Below are 20,154 nucleotides of genomic sequence, written 5' to 3' on the forward strand. Positions count from 1 at the left end.
AAGCTTAAAGGTTAGCCATTCAGGTGTTATCTTTACAGTTTTGTAAATAAGATACATTTTGGCTAAAGACAAGACTAAAGAGACACCTTTAATGCAACAGTACAATGCGATTAAAGCAAAGTACCCCGGCGCATTATTATTGTTCAGAGTAGGCGACTTCTATGAAACATTTGGTGAAGATGCTGTAAAGACCTCCCAGATTTTGGGGATTGTATTGACAAGAAGGGGAAATGGACCCGGTGGGCACATTGAACTGGCAGGATTTCCACATCATTCTTTAGACAATTACTTGTCGAAATTGGTTAGGGCCGGACAAAGGGTGGCGATATGCGATCAGCTGGAAGATCCGAAAATGACCAAAACCATTGTAAAACGTGGGGTAACAGAACTGATTACTCCTGGCGTTGCTTATAGTGACAATATCCTGAGTCAGAAATCAAACAATTACCTTGCTGCCGTTTATTTCGATAAAACCGGTTTGGGTGTGTCCTTTCTGGACATTTCTACCGGAGAGTTTTACGTGGCTCAAGGCAATGAAGAATATATTGATAAGCTTTTACAAGGCTTTAAACCTACAGAAGTTATTTTTCAGAAGAGTAAGAGGAAAGATTTCCTGGAACTTTTCGGAGATAAGTTCTATACTTTCAGCCTGGACGACTGGGCTTTTACCAGCGATTATACGAACGAAACTTTACACAAGCACTTTGAAGTCAACTCCCTAAAAGGATTTGGTGTAGATAAGCTGTCTATTGGAACGATCGCCGCTGGGGTGATCCTTCATTATCTGAATGAAACGGAGCATAAGAACCTAAAACACGTCAGTGCAATTTCTCGCTTAGAGGAAGATAAATACATGTGGCTGGATCGTTTTACGATTCGCAACCTGGAACTGGTGAGCTCTAACAATGAAAATGCAGTCACGCTTTTTCAGATTTTAGACCAGACTGCTACCCCAATGGGTGCCCGATTGTTACACCGATGGATCATCATGCCGCTGAAAGAACTGAAGCCAATTCAGGAACGCCTCGGGATGGTGGAGTACCTGGTGAAAGATGAAGCTTTGGTAGAAAAATTCTTAGAACATATCAAGCAAATCGGAGATCTGGAACGCCTGATTTCTAAAGTTGGCCTGTTGAAAGTTGGACCAAGAGAATTGTGTCAGCTTAAAAAAGCATTGTACCATATTGAGTCGGTCAAAGATATTGCGAATGCTACGGAAAATCCATTCTTAATGGCATTGGCAGCACAGCTGGATCCTTGTTTGTCTATCAGAGAGAAACTGGAAAGGGAATTACAGCAAGACCCTCCAGCTTTATTGATCAAAGGAAATGTGATTGCCGATGGGGTGGATGAAGAATTAGACCGCTTGCGCAAGATCTCCTTTGGTGGAAAAGATTATTTAATAGAAATTCAAAAAAGAGAAGCCGCCATTACCGGTATTCCTTCTCTGAAAGTAGCCTTCAATAACGTTTTTGGTTATTACCTGGAGGTGACGCATACCCATAAAGATAAGGTTCCTACCGAATGGATCAGGAAACAGACCCTGGTGAGTGCAGAGCGCTACATCACACCAGAGTTGAAAGAATATGAGGAGCAGATCCTGGGGGCAGAAGAGAAGATCATGCAGATCGAAATCCGCCTTTATGGAGAACTAATGCAGCTGGTAAGTGCTTATATCAAGCAAATTCAGCTGAATGCGTTTTGTATTGCACAACTGGATGTATTGTTGTGTTTTGCCCAGCTTGCGGTGAAAAACCACTATGCGAAACCTGTAATGAATAAAGGCAAAGGCCTGGACATTAAAGGTGGTAGACATCCGGTGATTGAAAAAAGACTGCCTGTTGGGGAAGAGTACATTACCAATGATGTTTTTCTAGACAATGTCAATCAGCAGATCATCATCATTACGGGACCCAATATGTCGGGTAAATCGGCGATTTTAAGACAAACCGGATTGATCGTATTGATGGCACAGATGGGTTGTTTTGTTCCTGCTAAAGAAGCAACGATCGGTTTGGTCGACAAAATATTTACCAGAGTTGGGGCTTCAGACAACCTTTCTTCCGGAGAAAGTACGTTCATGGTAGAGATGAATGAGACGGCAAGTATCCTGAATAATATTTCGGAAAACAGCCTGATCTTATTGGATGAAATCGGTAGAGGTACCAGTACTTATGATGGAATTTCCATTGCATGGGCCATCGCCGAATTTCTGCATACGCATCCAACAGCTAAACCAAAAACTTTATTTGCAACGCATTATCATGAGCTGAACGAGCTGGCAAATACGATGAGCAGAATCAAGAACTTTAACGTTTCTATTAAAGAAGTGGGTAATAAAGTGATTTTCTTGCGTAAATTGGTGCCTGGAGGCAGTGAGCATAGTTTCGGTATCCATGTGGCTAAGATGGCGGGTATGCCTCCGAAGCTGATCAATAGAGCAAATGAGATCCTAAAAAAACTGGAGATCGACCGTACAGAGGGACAGAGCATAAAAGATAGCATTAAGAAAGTCCAGAATCAGGCGTATCAGCTGCACATGTTTGCAATTGATGATCCGGTACTGGTGAAAATAAGAGATACTTTAAATAACCTGGATGTAAATGTTTTAACACCAGTAGAAGCTTTGCTGAAACTGGATGAAATACAGCGCATCATTAAACAATAAACGATATGACCATTAATCAGACCGCTCTTAAAGGAAGATTTAAGTTGTTGCTGTTCTTAATGGTGTTGCTCGTTTTTTCTGCCTGTAGTACCAGGAAAAATACCAATGTAAATACAGCTGCCGCGAGAGCTGCGGTGGTGATGTCTCAGCTGAAAAGCAAACCTTTGTACCGTTTTATCAACGACTGGACAGGGGTAAGGTATCGTTTAGGTGGATTAGATAAACGGGGAATCGATTGCTCTGGCTTCGCTTTGCTGCTGCAAAAAAATATCTATGGCAATGAACTGCCAAGAAGGTCCAGCGACCAGGCCGCTGTGATCAGGACGAAAAGTATGGGGCAGCTGAAAGAAGGCGATCTGATATTTTTCTCATTCGGCGGTAGAGCTGTAGACCATGTAGGCGTTTACCTGAAAGACAATTTCTTTGTGCATGCTTCTACTACCCGAGGTGTGATTATAGACGATTTGAGTATGCCTGCTTATCAAAAAGCAATGGTTAAAGCAGGATCTATCAAAAACTAGCATTTCCTTTTTTGCAGATGTCCTTTTCTTTATCAGGCTGGCTTATTTTTTTTTGTAATTAACTGTTAGTCTGTTGGTTTAGGAATAGACAGGAACAAAAACAGGAAACTCCTGTTGTTATATTACATCAATTGTAATCATATATGACAGAGAGACACACTTATCAAACCGGAATCATAGGAAATTGCGCTTACCTCGCCCATGTGAATAAGAACACCAATATCGACTGGCTGTGCTGGCCTAGGTTTGACAGCAGCTTTGTTTTTGGTGGTTTATTGGACCAGGAAAAAGGTGGTGAATTTTCGATACTCCCGGCCGGTGAGTACTTATCAAAACAGTATTATCTGGAAAATACGAATATCATTTGTACCGAAATCAGCAATGAGGAAGGCAGTTATCGCGTTACCGATTTTGCTCCGCGTTTTCATCAGTTTGAACGCTATTTTAAACCGCTGATGTTGATCAGGAAGATAGAGCCTTTAACAGGGAACCCAAGGATAAAGGTAACCTGTAAGCCGGTCTGTGAATACGGAGGAAGGAAACAGAATATAAGCAGAGGAAGTAACCATCTTGAGTTTAGCGGGGATACAGAGGATATGCAGCTGAGTACCAATATCTCCCTGAGCTATATTGAAGATGAGAAGTATTTTGCTTTGAATGAGACAAAGTACCTGATCTTAACCTATGGGAATGAACTGGATGCGCCCATCATCAGCACTGCAGAGCGTTTTTTATTGGAAACAAAGAAATATTGGCGCACCTGGATCAAGCACTCTACGATCGTAGGATTTTATCAGAATTATATTATCCGTTCCGCATTGACTTTAAAAATCCATCAGTATGAAGATACAGGTGCGATCATCGCCGCTAGTACCACCAGTTTGCCGGAATCACAAGGCAGTGGAAGAAACTGGGATTATCGCTATTGCTGGATGAGGGATACCTATTATGTGATCACTTCTTTAAATCATATCGGCCATTTTGAAGAAATGGAAAGGTATTTTAATTACATCACCGATCTTTCTTTTAGGGATGAAGAACGTTATCAGCCCCTATTCGGTATTGCCGGAGAACGGGTTTTGACCGAACATATCGTTCCTGATTTGAAAGGATATTTAGGAAATACGCCCATCAGAATTGGAAATCAGGCTTTTGAACACATTCAAAATGACATTTATGGACAGGTATTGATTTCTATGCTACCCCTGTATACAGATAAACGTTTTATTTATTCAGAAAGAAAGGATTCAGAAAAATGGCTGGATGCGCTATTGAAAAAGATTGAGCATACTATTGATGAAAAGGATGCCGGAATCTGGGAATTCAGAAATCTCCCGAATACCCATTGTTACACCAATCTGTTCCAATGGGCAGGGGCAAATGCCGCATTGAAAATGGCGAAAACCATTGACGATAAGCCTTTGCAAAAACGTGCGCAGCTATTAATCGACAAAGCAGCGCAGCACATTGAGGATTGTTATGATCCTGTACGCAAGGTGTATACCCATGCGGTGGGCAGCCCTTATTTGGATTCCAGTACTTTGCAGTTGATTTTAATGAATTATCTGGATCCGAATTCGCAAAGAGCGAAGGATCATCTGAGCGCTTTAGAAGCGGAACTTAAAGGCGCAAATGGGTTGTTTTATCGATACATTCATACGGATGATTTCGGTAAGCCGAAAACTACCTTCTTAATTTGCGCGTTTTGGTATGTAGAAGCCCTGGCCTGTGTAGGCAGACTCGATGATGCGATCAGGGAGTTCGAGTCCATCATTAAATATTCCAATCATTTGTTGCTATTTAGCGAGGATGTAGATGAAGTTGATGGCGGGCAGTGGGGGAATTTTCCACAAGCTTATAGTCATGTAGGTTTGATGAATGCCGCACATAGAATTGCAGTAAAGCTAGACAGACCTTCTTTTTTATAAGCAGGTTTTATATTAAATGCGCTGGTCCTTTTATTGGACCAGCGCATTTTTTTATTGGATGAGTTCTTGCAGCAGTGCTCTAACTTCTCTAAAATCTTTCAGATAGTAGCTTGCTGCGGAGATATTGCTGCCGACTTTAATGGTGTAGGCTTCTTCTGGGAGCGCTTTAAAAATATCCTCATCGGTATGGTCATCTCCAAGGGCCAGGATAAAATCAGGATTTTGCCCGTAAAGCCAATTTTGTGCGGCCTTCCCTTTATTCACCTCAATGTTCTTGAACTCTATAACCTTGTTTCCCGGCATCATCTGTAATCCTTTGTCGGCAATGACCATACGAAGGTGGTTGATGATTTCGTTGGCTCTGAGGGCTCCTAAGCCTTCTTCTACTTTTCGGTAATGCCAAACCAGGGAGTAACTTTTCTCTTCAATAAATGATCCGGGGGTACGGTCGGTGTAGGTATCCAGAACCAGTTTGATCTCTTGTTTCCATTTATCTGTGAGTAATGGGAGGGGTTTCCAATCGGTATGCTTGTATTTTTGCCATGCGCCATGTTCTGCAATCATATCCACATCTAAATGTCCAAACCACTGTTCTAAGGTTTGGTAATTACGGCCACTGATAATGATGACCTGGTTTGCAGGATCCATTGCCAGTTTTTTTAGAATTTCATACAACTCTTCATCAGGGGAAGCTTTGTTGATATCGGCATTAAAGCCAACCAATGTTCCGTCGTAATCTAGAAAGATATACCTGTCTGTCGCATTTTTATAATCATTTGTAATTTGATTTTTAATCGATGCCACCGCGTGTTTGGTATGTAATGATTCCTGCATCGTTTTGACTTCTTTTAATTTATCCATAAAGTTTTTCACCCAGAGGTGTATGTTGAATTTGCTGACGATTGCCCGCATACTTTTCATTCTACTTTGTTGCTCTTCTAAAGGCATATTAATGGCCTGAATGATGGTTTCAACCAGGTCTCCAATGTTATTTGGATTTACAATCAGGGCATCATTCAGCTCTTTTGAGGCGCCGGCCATTTCGCTTAAGATCAATACGCCATCTTCATTTACCCTGGAAGCGACATATTCCTTGCTTACCAGGTTCATGCCGTCGCGCATTGGCGTAACCAGACAGATGTCTGCAGCACTATAGATGGCGGAAAGGAATTCAATAGAAAATGAGCGGTAAAAATAATGCACAGGTACCCAGTTGATGGTTCTGAATTTTGCATTGATATTGCCCACCAACTGATCGATCTGGTCTTTCAATTCCTTATATTTTGGCACGGTATCCCTGGATGGGACTACAATCATATAGAGCGCTAGTTTTCCAATGTATTCTGGATGAGTCTGCAATAAAAGCTCTAAAGCCTGCAGCCTTTGTAAAATACCTTTGCTGTAATCGAGACGATCTATGGTCAGGATTGTTTTTATGTTTTTCAGGTTATTTTTAATGGAAACGGTGAATTTCGCCACTTTAGCATCTCTGGTCAGCTGGTCAAATTTTTCATTATCGATTCCCATTGGAAATGCTTCAACTACGACCTGTCGGTTCTTGTAGTTCAGGATATTGTCGGAAGGATTGCTGGACGACAAGCGGGAGGCTGCACTGATGAAATGTCTGGCATCATCAAAGGTATGGAAGCCTAGAAGGTCTGCCCCGAGCATCCCAGCGATGATTTCTTCCCTCCATGGGATGAGCCTGAAGATTTCAAAGGAAGGGAATGGGATGTGCTGGAAGAACCCAATTGTCAATAAAGGCAGTTCTTCCCGTATTAAATTGGGTAGTAATAATAGTTGGTAATCCTGAATCCAGATCTTATCGCCACTGGAAAGGTGCTGAGTAATTACCTGTTTGAATTTCTCATTTACCGTCTGATAGGAATCCCAATAGGATTGCTCGAAATTTGCATAGGTAACCAGGTAATGAAATACTGGCCATAAAATCTCATTAGAAAATCCCTCGTAATATCCGTTGATATCTTCGGTGGTTAAAAAGACTGGAATGAGGTTTAATTCTGCCAGTTTTTCGGTCACCTCTGCTTGTCTTTCCTCAGGGACTTCTATGCCTGGCCAGCCGATCCAAATGTTGTTGCCTTCTTTATAAATGGAGCCGAGGCCGGTAGCAAGGCCGCCTTCGCTGGGACTAAGTTGATAAACGCCGTTTTCTTCTGTTATTTTGACCGGTAGCCGGTTGGAGATGATGATGGTTTTACTTTCTCTTATCATTATACTAAATAACAACGCATTTTATTATGTTTTGTTTTGCTTTTTTTAACTATTGAGTATTTTGAAGCGGGTTTTATACGTGGTTAGCTTTCTTATTTGGTGTAAAAACACGTATTTTTTTAATATTCTTAAGATAAAAATAGTTTCTTTAAAGATTATTTTGGTTAATTGTGTATCATTGTATTCAATAGAATAGAGATCTTATGAAAGCTATAGCAGACAGAGTCACAGCATTAGAAGCTGCAATTCCAGAAATTTTGCGCACAATTCAGGAATTACAAGTTTTTATGGTTAAAGGTTTTGATGAAATAAACAGGAATTTGGTTTTAGTACAGGAGCGCCTAGATCGGTTGGAAGATCGGGTAGATCAGTTGGAAATTCGTTTAAGCACAAAAATAGAATCTTTAGAGGTTAAGCTAAATATGATGAAAGGAAATTCCGTGGCAAGTCTGGAAACCATAGATCGGAAGGTCAATCGGATGCAGGTGAATGTATCCGGGCAGCTGGAAATTATGGAAGAAAAGATGACCGTGCTGCAGGTCAATTTATCTGCAGGTTTTGACAGGATGGACACTAAGGTCGACTATTTAACAGTCGGGGTTTCTAAGATCAACGTGGTTACAGGTGATGAAGGGATTTTTGAGAACACAATAATTATCCCTAAAAAATAGAATGATCAGCCTATATTTGCTGATTAATCCTGAGAAACCATGATGCCGATGCCAAAACAAGAAGAGTCCTTTTGGAAAAAATACAAAAAGTTTGCGACTACAGAGATCCTGATGTACCTGATTATGATTATAGGGATTGCCTTAGGAATACTTATTCTCAGCTAGTGGTGTTATCAATCAGCTAATGTGGCTATAACTTATAAACCACTCTATTATGATCAGCCGCATTGATATCATTTATAAAAGTGCTGAATTCCTGGTATTGTTCAGCTGGATATGTTCCGTCTTTAAGGACCATTTTCCTTTTGTAAATCAGGGTTCTTCCTTCTAGTAGAATCGTTGCGTTATAACTGCCAAATGCAGAATTGATCTGTTTGTTTTTTGGCAAGGCTTCTAATTTAAAACCTTTAGGAAGAAGGTAAGTTAGTTCATCTTCATCCGTATACCCTCTATTGACGTAAACTTTTAAGGTCCTGTTTTTTACTTCTGGAATAATATTGGATTTATTAAATAGGTTGATTTCCAGATAAAAAAGCTGATTGTTTCTAGCTGCATATTTCTGGATGTCAAAATTAAAGGATGCTGTGGTGCTGGGGGCAGCGCTTTTATCCTGACTGAGTTTAAAATCACTGAAACTGATATTGTCTATATCGTAACTGCCTTTTAACAGCTTAAGTTGTTCGGATAGGGGTAGGCCGATTAAGTTGTTGTCATTGTCGTATTGAGCACCGCTATAAATAGTTTTCAGGTTGCCCTTTATATTTCCAAGGCTATCAATATCAAGAGTTGCCTTTCTGAGCAATCGATTCATGTCGGTTGTCAGTTTGGGTGTCCGCAGTATTTTACCGCCATCTGGTGTACAGGCGAAGACCGTTCTGTCTTCTGTGAAATCACCAAGAAAGCCGAAGGGACTTTCTGAGCTGGTACATTCTAACCAGACGGTATCCGTTTTTAGTGGAACTGCTAAAATGATATGGTTGCCCTGGTCCATACTTGCAAAATCGAGGTCTATATCTTTTCTAGTACTTCCAGCATTTACCACACAATACAAAGAAGGAATACCCACACTCTTTAACAGGGTCTGTGTATAGTTGACTAATGCTTTACAATCTCCATAGGCCAATTGCTGTACTTCTGCTGCGGGCATCGGCTGAAAACCGCCAATTCCTATTTGTACACTAATGTATCTTGTTTTCTTCTGGACATATTCATAGATTTTTTTCGCTTTTTCACGGTCGTCATTAATACCAGTAACCAGTCTTTTTACTTCCTGAATAGTGGCTTCCGGGAGCTGCTGCCTGTTTTTAATCAGGTCATCATAAACCCATTTTCCCAATTCTTCCCAATTTTGATAGCTGCCTTTATAGCCATAATAACTGAATTGTTTTGCGGCAATCTTAACTGATACTTTGTAATTGTCAGGGTCGGGCGCAAAGGGTTCCTTTTTCATCGCAGACTTATTACTGAGCTGCCAGGTATAGGTTTTTGTTTTCTCGGTACTGATTACTTCCACCTTTCCTGGGTAATTGTTTTCTTTGATTCGGATTTCCTCCTCAGGCTTAGTTATAAAATGATATTTACTATTTTCTAAGGATTGATCAGGATATGGGTTAGGGTACCAATCCGGAAGAATGAGGTTTTGTTTGTTTTTCAATTCATATTCATAAACAATCGTATAAGGATAGCTGAGTACACGCGGAACATAATACTTGACCCGGTAATCCACATATAAACTTCCATTGCTTACGGCACTTTCATCGCTGAAATCACTTTGTGTAAATTTATAAGCCAGCGCTCCAAAGGCATCGAGCATTTGGCCTTTTATACGTTGAATTGTCGTGCTTTTATCGTAATGTAAAGCCAATTCTGCTTTAGCATCTCCATTTTTATTCCATACGGTAACCACCTTTTTAACGCTCATCATTACCTGGTCTATACCTTTCATTTCCACGGTCGTTTCCATATCACGGATCACGGAGTTGGCGTTGATTTTTAGGTTCGCAGGTATTTTATCTACGGAATAGCTGGATTGGGAAAAACCGGATATACCTGTCAATAGCGTCAATAAGATTAGGAACAGCTGCTTCATTATTTTGCTTTTTTAAGGATAATATCCGTTTTTTGATTTTGAATTATCTGACTATAAAACTCTTTTAAAGAGAAGTATTCCGAAGGATCATAAATTGGTTTATTGAGCTGCAAGAATTGGCTAAAGCTAATGACATGATCAGAAAAGTTAGTGCTGGTCAGGTAACGGCCTCCGTTATCAGGCAAGCCAATGCTCATGTCTTTTGGCTGATCTGCCAGGCTGAAATCATCAGGGACATTTAATATGATCGTGACACGACGCTCGGAAGCGGCACCTAAATCTACCGGATAATTTCTTTCACTGAGGTTGAAAGGATTTTTGCTGGTCCGGTCAATGAAGAAGGGATTAAAGAAAATTTGGGATAGGCCATCGCTTTCCTGAGAATTGATCAGCAATTCATATTTCTCTATCAATGTTAGGTTAAGGCTATCTACATTAATGATCTCATGGTTGGTAATGCTAATCTTTGGCATTTTTTCATCTAGTTTCTCTACATATTCAGCAATGGTACCTGCAGCTTCAATTGCTTTTCTTTTTTGTAATGCGGAGTAGCCGGTAGAATAAGTAAGGAGTTCTCCTTTTATCTTTCCATCTTTTGTTAATGTGGCTGTGAAATTATACCGGATATAATCTTTTTGGCCAGAGCTGATGTCGTACCAGTAGGATGGCTTTTTCAAGTTAATGACCCTTCCTTGTCCGTTCATACAGTGTAATGGAAGCATGCCAAAAGGTAAAAGAGGGACTGAAGCATCTAATAAATAACTTTTCTCTCCAATATTTAATTTAACGACTACATAGTTGAAATTACTGATGACAGGAAATATCTTGTTCAGCTCACCATTATTTCGGGTAGATAAAATGAGGGCTTCCGCATCGAGATCTGCAGCGCTGAGTGCAGAAATTAAAGCCAGATTGATATCTCCGGTATTTCCAGAATGGCTTTCTAATGCTTTTTTTACAGCAGTTTCGCTGTATATGCCAATATATCCGTTAGATTTTATGTTTTTCGCGATGTAATTATAGATGGCCTGCGCTTTTGAAAGATCATCTGTAGTGTGCTTTAGAATCTCAGGCATTAATTCTTTGAAAGCATCTTTCTTTTTCATCTGTGCGCCAAAAGATCGATCGGAAGTCAACTCATTGTCTACATTTTTCCAGGTTTTCGTAACATTGACTTTTCCTCCTGTTAACAACACGTAATCAGAAAGCTCAAAATAGATGGCGGAGATAAAATTGGTGGGCGCAGTCATGTGTTCCTCTTCTATAAAGGCAGGAATGTTTTCCATAGTATAGGTCATCTTTGAGCAATCAATCTGGGTACCATTGATTCTCAGACATTCTTTACTGATTTCTGCTTTTGTGTCTTTGAGTTTTAAAGCGCCTCTAAGTACCACATTGTAATTGTATAAAGCAGGTATGGAGGCAATATACTGACTGTGTAATTTTGGGATATCAGTTTGAAAGTTCCAGCTTTTAAAGTTGAAAATATAAGGAATGTGTACGGTATAGCTATATTCAATGATACTGCCGTCCATGATATTGGGCAGCGTGAATTTGGTATTGGCGGAGTACTTACTGACTTTTTCGTTAAATACTTTTTTTAGATCCAGCTGGCTTTGTTTGAACTGACCATCAATGAAGTTAATGGTGACTGCTTTTAGCTCAGATACCTGATCTGGCACATCGTTGTAAATGTGCTGCGGGATGCTGATGTTTGCTTGTTCATAGCCTTGCTTATTAAATATTTTCAGGCGTACATGGTAACGGTAAGCGACAACAAGCCTGCCTCCTCCAGCGTCTTCTTCTATAGCAGCAGTACCAAATTCCCGTAGGACAATCGCATTTGCATTGGAATCAATAACGGTGTTTTTCAGCGCAATGTCTTCATGTGTAATGGCTGCAAAAGGAAAGTCCTGAGCGTAAGTAGGGAGTGCAGCCAGGAGTAGAAAGGCACAGCATAAAAGGTATTTCATAAGAGCGTGTAATTTGAACGAGCAAGTTAAGTTACTTTAAGCTAAAAAAGAATTTTTGACGTTAATTAGATTAAGGATTCTACTTTACTTTCTTAGAATGGAATTCATTGCCATGGTATTTAGTACATTACTAAATAAGTTCAGGTTTAATGGATGATTTTTACGACTTTTGAAGCGCTACCAAAGCGTTAAGAAAGGATTCTTTAGGATTCAAACCTTTAAAAATAGCAACATATACGAATGAAATTAAATTTAAACCGCCCTCTTGCTTTTTTTGATCTGGAAACTACAGGTGTTAATGTAGGTGCAGATCGCATTGTTGAAATTGCCATTTTAAAAGCGATGCCCGATGGTACGGAGCAGATCAAAACGATGCGCATCAATCCTGAAATGCCAATTCCTTTAGCTTCTTCCCTGATTCATGGGATTTATGATAAGGATATTGCCAACGAACCAACCTTTAAAGAGGTAGCCGCTGAACTGGCTGAGTTTATTGGAGATGCTGATCTTGCAGGTTACAATTCCAACAGATTTGACATTCCGGTATTACTGGAAGAGTTTTTAAGAGCAGGAGTAGATTTTGATATGTCTGACAGAAAGTTTGTTGACGTACAGAATGTTTTTCACCAAATGGAACAACGCACCTTGCGTGCTGCATATAAATTTTATTGCGATAAAGATATCGTAAATGCACACTCTGCTGAAGCAGATATTACCGCTACTTACCATGTATTGCTTGCGCAGATTGAGCGTTATAAGGATACTGAGTTTGAAGATAAACAAGGGAATATCTCTAAACCGGTTCAGAATGATGTAGATGCGCTGCATACTTTTACAAATATGAACAAACCAGTAGATTTTGCTGGCAGAATGGTATTCAATGAGCAAGGACAAGAGACTTTTAACTTCGGCAAGCATAAAGGTAAAACTGTAGAACAGGTTTTTGATACTGAGCCAAGTTATTATGCCTGGATGAGACAAGGAGATTTTCCTTTATATACCAAGAAAAAGTTAGAAGAGATCTGGGCCAGATGGAACAAGAAAAAGGAACAGCTGAAACAGGAAAAACAACAGCAGACGGTGGTGAATAAGCCTAAGCCAGCTGTAAATTCTGGAGCAAGCAATGTAGTTAAACCTGCAGCTGCAGCATCAGCACCACAACAAAAAAAGCCGAAACCAGCAGTTGAAGTAACTAATGACATGCTGGAACAACTGAAAATGAAATTCGGTAAATAAAGAAAACCCAAAAGAAGAAAAAGAGGCTGCCCGGAAGTTAAGAAAACTTTAGGCAACCTCTTTTTTGTTAAAACAACATTTATATGATGATCAAAAGAATTTCGTTCTTTATCCTTTCTATCGGATGGTCTGTTGTAGCCACTGCGCAGCAAAGTTTACCAATCCCGCCGGAAATTCAGGCAGCTTACACTAAAGGAACCAGGGATGTTTCTGGAAAACCAGGTCCTAAATATTGGCAGAATACCGCCAATTATGATTTAAAGGTGAACTTTAATCCGGGAACGAGAGCGTTAAAAGGAGAGGTAGAAGTTGTTTATCATAACAATAGTCCGGATACCTTAAAACAATTGTGGTTTAAACTGTACCCAAATCTGTATAAAAAAGGGGTGGAGCGCAATACTAAATTTAATAGCCGCGACTTAAATGATGGGGTAGATATTTTAGCCATGCAGGCGGATGGTCATCAGCTGGATAAGAAAGCGATTACTATCGATGGGACTAATATGCAGGCTAGTATTGCTGCCCTGGCACCAGGAAAATCTATTAAGCTAAAAATCAGTTATCAATATGATTTGAACAAAGGTTCTCACATGCGCACCGGACAAGTCGATGAAGGTTCTCATTTTGTAGCCTATTTCTTCCCTCGGATTGCAGTGTATGACGATATTGAAGGCTGGAATAAATATTCTTATACCGGAGATGTGGAGTTTTACAATGACTTCTGTAATTTCAAGGGGGAGATTACCGTTCCGAAAAACTATGTGGTTTGGGCAACAGGTGATTTAATGAACTCAAAACAAGTGCTGCATAAAGAGATTGCAGCACGTTTGGCGAAAGCGGAAAAAGAAGATGCGGTTATAGATGTAATCAATGACCAGGACTTAGCCAATAAAGCAGTGACTGCAGATCAAGCTTACAATACCTGGAAATTTGACGCTAAAAATGTGACGGATTTTGTGTTTGCCACCAGTGATCATTACCTGTGGAAGTCGACCAGTTTGGTGGTTGATCCTAAAACGGGTAGAAGAACAAGGGTAGATGCGGCTTTTAATCCTATTCATAAAGATTACTATGAAGTGATCGATTTCGCCCGTCAGACGGTACATGCAATGAGTTATACTTTTCCAAAATGGCCTTTTCCATATGCACACGAAACGATTTTTGATGGATTAGACCAGATGGAATACCCAATGATGGTGAACGATAATCCGGTAGCAAAAAGACAGGATGCCATCACACTTACAGTTCATGAAATTTTTCATACCATGTTCCCTTTTTATATGGGCATCAATGAAACCAAGTATGCCTGGATGGATGAAGGTTGGGCAACCATCGGAGAATGGCTGATTGGACCAATGATCGACACCACAATGGTGGATGAATATGGGATTGCACCTACAGGAATGACTTCAGGTACAAAAGATGATACCCCGATTGTGACTTTAACTACAGAACTTAAAGGTTCAGGAACATTCACTAATTCTTATCCAAAACCAGGACTGGGTTATTTATTTGTGAAGGATTACCTGGGAGACGAATTGTTTCTCAAAGCCCTGCACCATTATATTAAATTGTGGAATGGAAAACATCCGATGCCATATGATTTCTTCAACAGCATGAACGAGGGTTCCGGGAAAAACCTGAATTGGTTCTGGAAACGCTGGTTTTTTGAAGAAGGAGTGACAGATATGGCTATTGAACGTGCCGATAAAGTAGCGGATGGCTATGAGATTACCATCAAGAATAAGAGCAATAAACCTTTGCCAATTGATTTAAAATTCACTTATGATGATGATACGACTGAAGATCTTCATAAAAGTATTGGAATATGGGAAAAGGAAGCTGCTCAGGTAACGATTAAACTAAAGACAGCTAAGAAACTGGAGAAAGTGGAGTTGGGCAGTGCTCATGTGCCAGATAAAGATAAATCGGATAATATGCTGCGTCTTTAATCAGTGTAATTATAATTTATTCAATAAAAAAGCACCATTTTCTAATGGTGCTTTTTTTGAGCATTTTAGTTGGTTTTTTTTATAAAATCTATATTCCGGGTTAAGCCTTTAAATTTTGTACGTTTTACGGCAGAATTCTTAAATATCGTCTTGAATACATCCTCAGTAATGTCCATCCAATCTTCTTTTTTCATGTTCAGTAAAGTCTGATTGGCTTGGAACTGAGGTTCAGTATGAGGCGTAGAAAATCTGTTCCAGGGGCATACATCCTGACATATATCACAGCCAAACATCCAGTTTTCCATTTTATCATTAAATGATTTCGGGATTTCTTCTCTGAGTTCTATGGTGAGGTAAGAAATACATTTTTTTGCATCAATAATAAAAGGGGATAAGATGGCATCGGTAGGGCAGGCATCAATACATTTTGTACAGGTACCGCAATGGTCTGTTTGAAAAGGCTGGTCATATTCCAGCTCCAGGTCTACGATCAGCTCAGCGAGAAAAAAGAAAGAGCCACTTTTTTTATTGATGAGGTTGCTGTTTTTTCCGACCCAGCCAATACCGGCACGTTTTGCCCAGGCACGATCTAAAACGGGAGCTGAATCTACAAAAGCACGACCAGACACCTCGCCGATTTCCTCCGAGATAAAGTTCAGTAATTGAAATAGTTTCTCTTTGATCACCAGATGGTAATCCATGCCATAAGCATATTTTGATATTTTTGGTGCTTCAGGATCTTGCTGCTGACTTTCTGGGTAATAGTTGAGCGTCAGGGAAATGACAGATTTGGCATCATCTACCAATAGCCTTGGATCCAACCTTTTGTCGAAATGATTTTCCATATAATTCATCTCTCCATGGTACTCTTTTTTGAGCCAATTTTCCAATCTTGGTGCTTCTTCCTCCAGAAAACCTGCTTTGGCAATGCCGCATTGCATGAAACCTAGTCGGAGGGCTTCCGCTTTAATTAACGCACTATATCTTGCCGCATTGTTCAACATCTGATACAAAGATAGGATTTACCAATAAAACCTTTTAAAAGATGCAGTGTTATTAATATAGACCAAATCTATGAATACAATGGAAAATCAAAATGATGAGAATGGCCAAGAGCCACTAAAACCACATAAGCCCATAGAAACAGATTACTCGAAGCACCAGGATGATCCCGGACCTCCTCGCAAGGCAGTGGATGAATATGATGAGAATGGCGCAGCGGTTGCGCTAAAATGGATTATTCCGGTATTGATTATTGCATTACTCATTTACTGGCTGTTTTTTAAGTAGCACCAAAACCATAAATAGTTATGGTGCTACGCTGAGCTTTTAATAAGAGCATGCAGCTAATTTCAGGCTTGTTTACTATTTAAGTAAACGCACTTCGTAAAGATCCTTACGTCGATCTTTCAGGATTCTTACTGTTCCAAAGTGATGAATTTCATCTAATAAGTGAAGATCCACATCCACTACCAACATCATTTCTGTATTCGGTGTTGTTTCTGCTTTTACTGCATTGGTTGGGAAAGCGAAATCTGATGGTGTAAATACCGCAGATTGCGCAAACTGGATGTCCATATTGTTTACCTTAGGTAAATTACCCACACAACCTGCAATAGCCACATAACATTCGTTTTCTATCGCCCTTGCCTGTGCACATCTTCTTACCCTGGTGTAACCGTTTTGAGTATCCGTAAGGAAGGGTACAAACAGGATCTGCATGCCCTGATCGGCATAAATTCTGCTCAGTTCCGGGAATTCCACATCATAACAGATTAGAATTCCTACTTTACCACAGTCGGTATCAAAAACCTGGATTTTATCACCACCTACCATTCCATAGTATTTCTGCTCATTTGGGGTAATGTGAATCTTTCTAAATTCATCTGTTTTTCCGCTTCTATGGCACAAGTAAGTCACATTGTAGAGTTTGTTATTCTCTAATACCGGCATACTTCCGGATACTATATTTACATTATAGGATACGGCATATTCCTGCATTCTAGCTACAATCTCTTCGGTAAATTCTGCTAATTTGCGCATGGCCTCCATTTCTGGAAGGGCGTTATAAGGTTCCAGTAATGGCGTGTTAAAGAATTCAGGGAACATGATAAAGTCCGACTGGTATCCGCTTACTGCATCCACAAAGAATTTCACCTGCTCATAAAAGCCTTCAATATCTGGGAATAAACGCATTTGCCACTGCACCAATCCGATTCTAATCGTTTTTGCAGAACGTGCAGAAGCATCCACACCTCTATAGTAAATGTTATTCCATTCTAAAAGCGTTGCATAATCTTTGGATTCATGATCTCCTGGAAGGTAGTTTTTCAATACTTTTCTAACGTGAAAATCATTAGAAAGCTGGAAGGTAAGGGTAGGGTCGAAAATCTCTTTTGCTTTTACCTTATCGATATATTGTCTGGGGGTTAAAGTATCTGCGTATTGGTGGTAGTTTGGAATTCTGCCACCTGCAACAATGCTTTTCAGGTTTAAAGTTTCGCAAAGTTCTTTTCTGGCTTCATATAACCTACGTCCTAATCTTAGTCCACGGTATTCTGGATGTACAAAAATCTCTATGCCATACAGTACATCGCCTTCTCTATCGTGTGTAGAAAAGGAATAGTCGCCGGTAATATTTTTGTATGTATGTTTATCGCCATATTCGTCGTAATCTACAATAATAGATAAGGAACACGCCACTACTTTATCATCTACAGAGATACAGAGCTGACCTTCAGGGAATAGTTTAAGCAATCTTTCGATGCTGGCTTTGCTCCATATCTGTCCGCCTAATGTATCGTAGGCCTGGCTCATGGATTCCTTTAAATCATTATAGTCTGCTAAAGTTAGTTTTCTTAATTCTATGTTCATATACCTAAAGTTTAGGAGATCAACACAGAAATGATGCCTAAAGCGGTTAATCGACTAAAATAGTTGACCGGTATGTCCTGGAAAGTTCTTTTTCAGGTGCTTATAAGCAGCCTCTGTCACCTCTCTTCCACGTGAAGTACGCATCAGGAAGCCTTCTTGAATTAAGAACGGTTCATAAACTTCTTCAATGGTACCTTCGTCTTCACCTACGGCAGTGGCAATGGTTTTTAACCCTACCGGACCACCTTTAAACTTGTCGATAATGGTTACCAGGATTCTATTGTCCATTTCGTCCAGTCCGTGTTCATCTACGTTTAAGGCCTTTAGTGCATATCTGGAAATGGCGGTGTCAATCTGTCCATTGCCCTTAATTTGCGCAAAATCACGGGTACGTCTGAGTAAAGCATTGGCAATACGAGGTGTTCCCCTGCTGCGGCGTGCAATCTCATAAGCGCCTTCTTCGGTGATTGGTGTTTTTAGAATGTCTGAAGAGCGCAGGACGATGGTAGTCAATAACTTCGCGTCATAATAAGCCAGACGGGAGTTGATCCCAAACCTTGCTCTTAGCGGCGCGGTAAGGAGTCCGGAACGGGTAGTGGCACCTACTAAAGTGAAAGGGTTGAGGCTGATTTGTACGGAACGGGCATTGGGGCCACTTTCTAGCATGATATCGATTTTGAAATCCTCCATTGCAGAGTATAGGTATTCTTCTACCAATGGGCTCAGCCTGTGAATCTCATCGATGAAGAGAATATCACCTTCGTCAAGACCAGTTAATAAGCCGGCAAGGTCGCCAGGTTTATCCAACACAGGGCCTGAGGTAACTTTAATCCCTACACCCATCTCGTTGGCAATGATATAGGAGAGCGTGGTTTTGCCAAGTCCCGGAGGACCATGTAATAAAACATGGTCTAAAGGTTCTCCGCGTAACTTTGCAGCCTCTACAAAGATCTTTAAGTTCTCCATGATCTTTTCCTGTCCTGTAAAGTCTTCAAATGCCTGCGGACGCAATACTTTTTCAATATCGCGTTCAATAGGGGTTAAACTTTCAGCGTTCGGGTCCAGATTCTCGTTCATGGGGTAAAGTTAGTATAAAAGGCTTAAAATTGATATTATTTACTAAATTTATTAGCCACAACGGCATCTTTTATGCCATTTGAATAGTTGTAAAAGCCTTCTCCGGATTTCACTCCTTTATTTCCGGCGGTCACCATATTGACCAATAGTGGGCATGGTGCATATTTAGGGTTTCCAAAACCATCATGCAGCACGTTTAATATCGCCAGACAAACATCAAGGCCGATAAAATCTGCCAGTTGAAGTGGTCCCATTGGATGTGCCATTCCCAGTTTCATTACCGTATCAATTTCGGCAACGCCAGCTACACTTTCATATAGCGTATAGATCGCTTCATTGATCATAGGCATTAAAATACGGTTGGCTACAAAGCCCGGATAGTCATTCACTTCCACAGGCGTTTTGGCCAGTTTAGTCGACAATTCCATTACTATCGCAGTGGTTTCATTGCTGGTCGCGTATCCTCTGATCACTTCAACCAGTTTCATCACTGGAACAGGATTCATGAAATGCATACCAATGACTTTATCGCCGCGATTGGTTACTGAAGCTATTTTAGTAATAGAAATAGAAGAAGTATTGCTGGCCAGTATCGCTGCTGGTTTGGCAAAACTGTCGAGGTCTTTAAAGATTTTCAGCTTAAGGTCCAGGTTTTCTGTAGCGGCTTCCACGATCAGGTCAGCATCGGCAACGCCAGCCTTCATATCTGTGAAATTAACGATGTTTTTAAGGGTATTAGCTTTGTCGGCTTCCGTAAGGGTACCTTTAGCCACCTGGCGATCCAGATTCTTAACAATCGTCCCGATGGCACGTTCTAAAGCCTCATTGTTGACATCAATTAAGTTTACCTGATAACCAAACTGCGCAAAAGTATGCGCGATTCCATTGCCCATTGTTCCTGAGCCAATCACTGCGATGTTCTTCATTTATGTT

General features: G+C 40.4%; 14 protein-coding genes. 7 read left to right on the forward strand and 7 right to left on the reverse strand.

Translation table 11 applies throughout. The annotated features are described in order from the left end of the window. Nucleotides 1-58: 58 nt before the first annotated feature. The 3 genes from mutS to K7X70_RS15495 all read left to right on the forward strand — a co-directional run bounded on the left by mutS (nucleotide 59) and on the right by K7X70_RS15495 (nucleotide 5,117). On the forward strand, nucleotides 59-2,668 hold the full coding sequence (gene mutS, locus K7X70_RS15485; protein ID WP_222537911.1) for a DNA mismatch repair protein MutS: 2,610 nt from the start codon (nucleotides 59-61) through the stop codon (nucleotides 2,666-2,668). Between the two features lie 5 nt (nucleotides 2,669-2,673). Beyond that, complete coding sequence (locus K7X70_RS15490; RefSeq protein ID WP_222537912.1) at nucleotides 2,674-3,189, forward strand: C40 family peptidase; 516 nt, start codon at nucleotides 2,674-2,676, stop codon at nucleotides 3,187-3,189. Nucleotides 3,190-3,332: 143 nt separating this feature from the next. Next, a complete protein-coding gene (locus K7X70_RS15495) occupies nucleotides 3,333-5,117 on the forward strand; it encodes a glycoside hydrolase family 15 protein (protein ID WP_222537913.1) in 1,785 nt (594 codons plus the stop codon). A 51-nt stretch (nucleotides 5,118-5,168) separates the two neighbouring features. Here K7X70_RS15495 and K7X70_RS15500 read toward each other — a convergent pair whose 3' ends face one another. Continuing rightward, nucleotides 5,169-7,349, reverse strand: coding sequence for a bifunctional alpha,alpha-trehalose-phosphate synthase (UDP-forming)/trehalose-phosphatase (locus K7X70_RS15500; RefSeq protein WP_222537914.1), 2,181 nt, complete (start codon nucleotides 7,347-7,349; stop codon nucleotides 5,169-5,171). Nucleotides 7,350-7,552: 203 nt separating this feature from the next. On the opposite strand from K7X70_RS15500, the gene K7X70_RS15505 reads away from it, so the two are divergent. Further along, a complete protein-coding gene (locus K7X70_RS15505; protein ID WP_222537915.1) occupies nucleotides 7,553-8,020 on the forward strand; it encodes a hypothetical protein in 468 nt (155 codons plus the stop codon). Nucleotides 8,021-8,210: 190 nt separating this feature from the next. On the opposite strand, the gene K7X70_RS15510 is transcribed toward K7X70_RS15505, so the two are convergent. Both K7X70_RS15510 and K7X70_RS15515 read right to left on the reverse strand, forming a co-directional pair. Beyond that, nucleotides 8,211-10,109, reverse strand: a complete 1,899-nt coding sequence (locus K7X70_RS15510; protein ID WP_222537916.1) for a transglutaminase family protein — start codon at nucleotides 10,107-10,109, stop codon at nucleotides 8,211-8,213. Continuing rightward, on the reverse strand, nucleotides 10,109-12,082 hold the full coding sequence (locus tag K7X70_RS15515; RefSeq protein ID WP_222537917.1) for a DUF3858 domain-containing protein: 1,974 nt from the start codon (nucleotides 12,080-12,082) through the stop codon (nucleotides 10,109-10,111). The genes K7X70_RS15510 and K7X70_RS15515 overlap by 1 nt, the downstream gene beginning before the upstream one ends. A 240-nt stretch (nucleotides 12,083-12,322) precedes the next feature. Between K7X70_RS15515 and K7X70_RS15520 the strand changes: the two genes are divergently transcribed. Together K7X70_RS15520 and K7X70_RS15525 are read left to right on the forward strand one after the other, a co-directional pair. Further along, nucleotides 12,323-13,318 (forward strand): 3'-5' exonuclease, encoded by a 996-nt coding sequence (locus K7X70_RS15520; protein WP_222537918.1) that lies wholly within the window; start codon nucleotides 12,323-12,325, stop codon nucleotides 13,316-13,318. 83 nt (nucleotides 13,319-13,401) lie between these two features. Further along, complete coding sequence (locus K7X70_RS15525; protein ID WP_255607297.1) at nucleotides 13,402-15,270, forward strand: M1 family metallopeptidase; 1,869 nt, start codon at nucleotides 13,402-13,404, stop codon at nucleotides 15,268-15,270. A 65-nt stretch (nucleotides 15,271-15,335) separates the two neighbouring features. Here the strand turns inward: K7X70_RS15525 and queG are convergent, their stop codons facing one another. Then, nucleotides 15,336-16,274: a tRNA epoxyqueuosine(34) reductase QueG gene (queG, locus tag K7X70_RS15530; RefSeq protein WP_222537919.1), complete on the reverse strand. Its 939-nt coding sequence runs from the start codon at nucleotides 16,272-16,274 to the stop codon at nucleotides 15,336-15,338. A gap of 79 nt (nucleotides 16,275-16,353) precedes the next feature. On the opposite strand from queG, the gene K7X70_RS15535 reads away from it, so the two are divergent. Next, the gene (locus K7X70_RS15535) at nucleotides 16,354-16,560 is read left to right on the forward strand and encodes a hypothetical protein (RefSeq protein ID WP_222537920.1); all 207 of its coding nucleotides are present in this window, start codon (nucleotides 16,354-16,356) and stop codon (nucleotides 16,558-16,560) included. A 75-nt stretch (nucleotides 16,561-16,635) separates the two neighbouring features. Here K7X70_RS15535 and K7X70_RS15540 read toward each other — a convergent pair whose 3' ends face one another. The 3 genes from K7X70_RS15540 to K7X70_RS15550 are packed head-to-tail and all read right to left on the reverse strand — an operon-like array spanning nucleotide 16,636 to nucleotide 20,147. Continuing rightward, entirely contained in the window at nucleotides 16,636-18,144 is a 1,509-nt protein-coding gene (locus K7X70_RS15540; protein WP_222537921.1) for a carbon-nitrogen hydrolase family protein, read from the reverse strand. A gap of 54 nt (nucleotides 18,145-18,198) precedes the next feature. Then, nucleotides 18,199-19,221 carry a Holliday junction branch migration DNA helicase RuvB gene (gene ruvB / locus K7X70_RS15545; RefSeq protein ID WP_222537922.1) on the reverse strand — a complete coding sequence of 341 codons (1,023 nt, stop codon included), beginning with the start codon at nucleotides 19,219-19,221 and terminating at the stop codon, nucleotides 18,199-18,201. 35 nt (nucleotides 19,222-19,256) lie between these two features. Further along, nucleotides 19,257-20,147, reverse strand: a complete 891-nt coding sequence (locus K7X70_RS15550) for a 3-hydroxybutyryl-CoA dehydrogenase (protein ID WP_222537923.1) — start codon at nucleotides 20,145-20,147, stop codon at nucleotides 19,257-19,259. Nucleotides 20,148-20,154 lie beyond the last annotated feature (7 nt).

The sequence above is a fragment of the Pedobacter polysacchareus genome (genome assembly GCF_019802255.1).
GTDB classification, from domain to species: Bacteria; Bacteroidota; Bacteroidia; order Sphingobacteriales; family Sphingobacteriaceae; genus Pedobacter; species Pedobacter polysacchareus.

Coding starts and splice junctions, on each gene's coding strand:
- K7X70_RS15490 (WP_222537912.1), top strand. CDS start 2,674: ATGACCATTAATCAGACCGCTCTTAAAGGAAGATTTAAGTTGTTGCTG.
- K7X70_RS15495 (WP_222537913.1), top strand. CDS start 3,333: ATGACAGAGAGACACACTTATCAAACCGGAATCATAGGAAATTGCGCT.
- K7X70_RS15500 (WP_222537914.1), bottom strand. CDS start 7,349: ATGATAAGAGAAAGTAAAACCATCATCATCTCCAACCGGCTACCGGTC.
- K7X70_RS15505 (WP_222537915.1), top strand. CDS start 7,553: ATGAAAGCTATAGCAGACAGAGTCACAGCATTAGAAGCTGCAATTCCA.
- K7X70_RS15510 (WP_222537916.1), bottom strand. CDS start 10,109: ATGAAGCAGCTGTTCCTAATCTTATTGACGCTATTGACAGGTATATCC.
- K7X70_RS15515 (WP_222537917.1), bottom strand. CDS start 12,082: ATGAAATACCTTTTATGCTGTGCCTTTCTACTCCTGGCTGCACTCCCT.
- K7X70_RS15520 (WP_222537918.1), top strand. CDS start 12,323: ATGAAATTAAATTTAAACCGCCCTCTTGCTTTTTTTGATCTGGAAACT.
- K7X70_RS15525 (WP_255607297.1), top strand. CDS start 13,402: ATGATGATCAAAAGAATTTCGTTCTTTATCCTTTCTATCGGATGGTCT.
- queG (WP_222537919.1), bottom strand. CDS start 16,274: ATGTTGAACAATGCGGCAAGATATAGTGCGTTAATTAAAGCGGAAGCC.
- K7X70_RS15535 (WP_222537920.1), top strand. CDS start 16,354: ATGGAAAATCAAAATGATGAGAATGGCCAAGAGCCACTAAAACCACAT.
- K7X70_RS15540 (WP_222537921.1), bottom strand. CDS start 18,144: ATGAACATAGAATTAAGAAAACTAACTTTAGCAGACTATAATGATTTA.
- ruvB (WP_222537922.1), bottom strand. CDS start 19,221: ATGAACGAGAATCTGGACCCGAACGCTGAAAGTTTAACCCCTATTGAA.
- K7X70_RS15550 (WP_222537923.1), bottom strand. CDS start 20,147: ATGAAGAACATCGCAGTGATTGGCTCAGGAACAATGGGCAATGGAATC.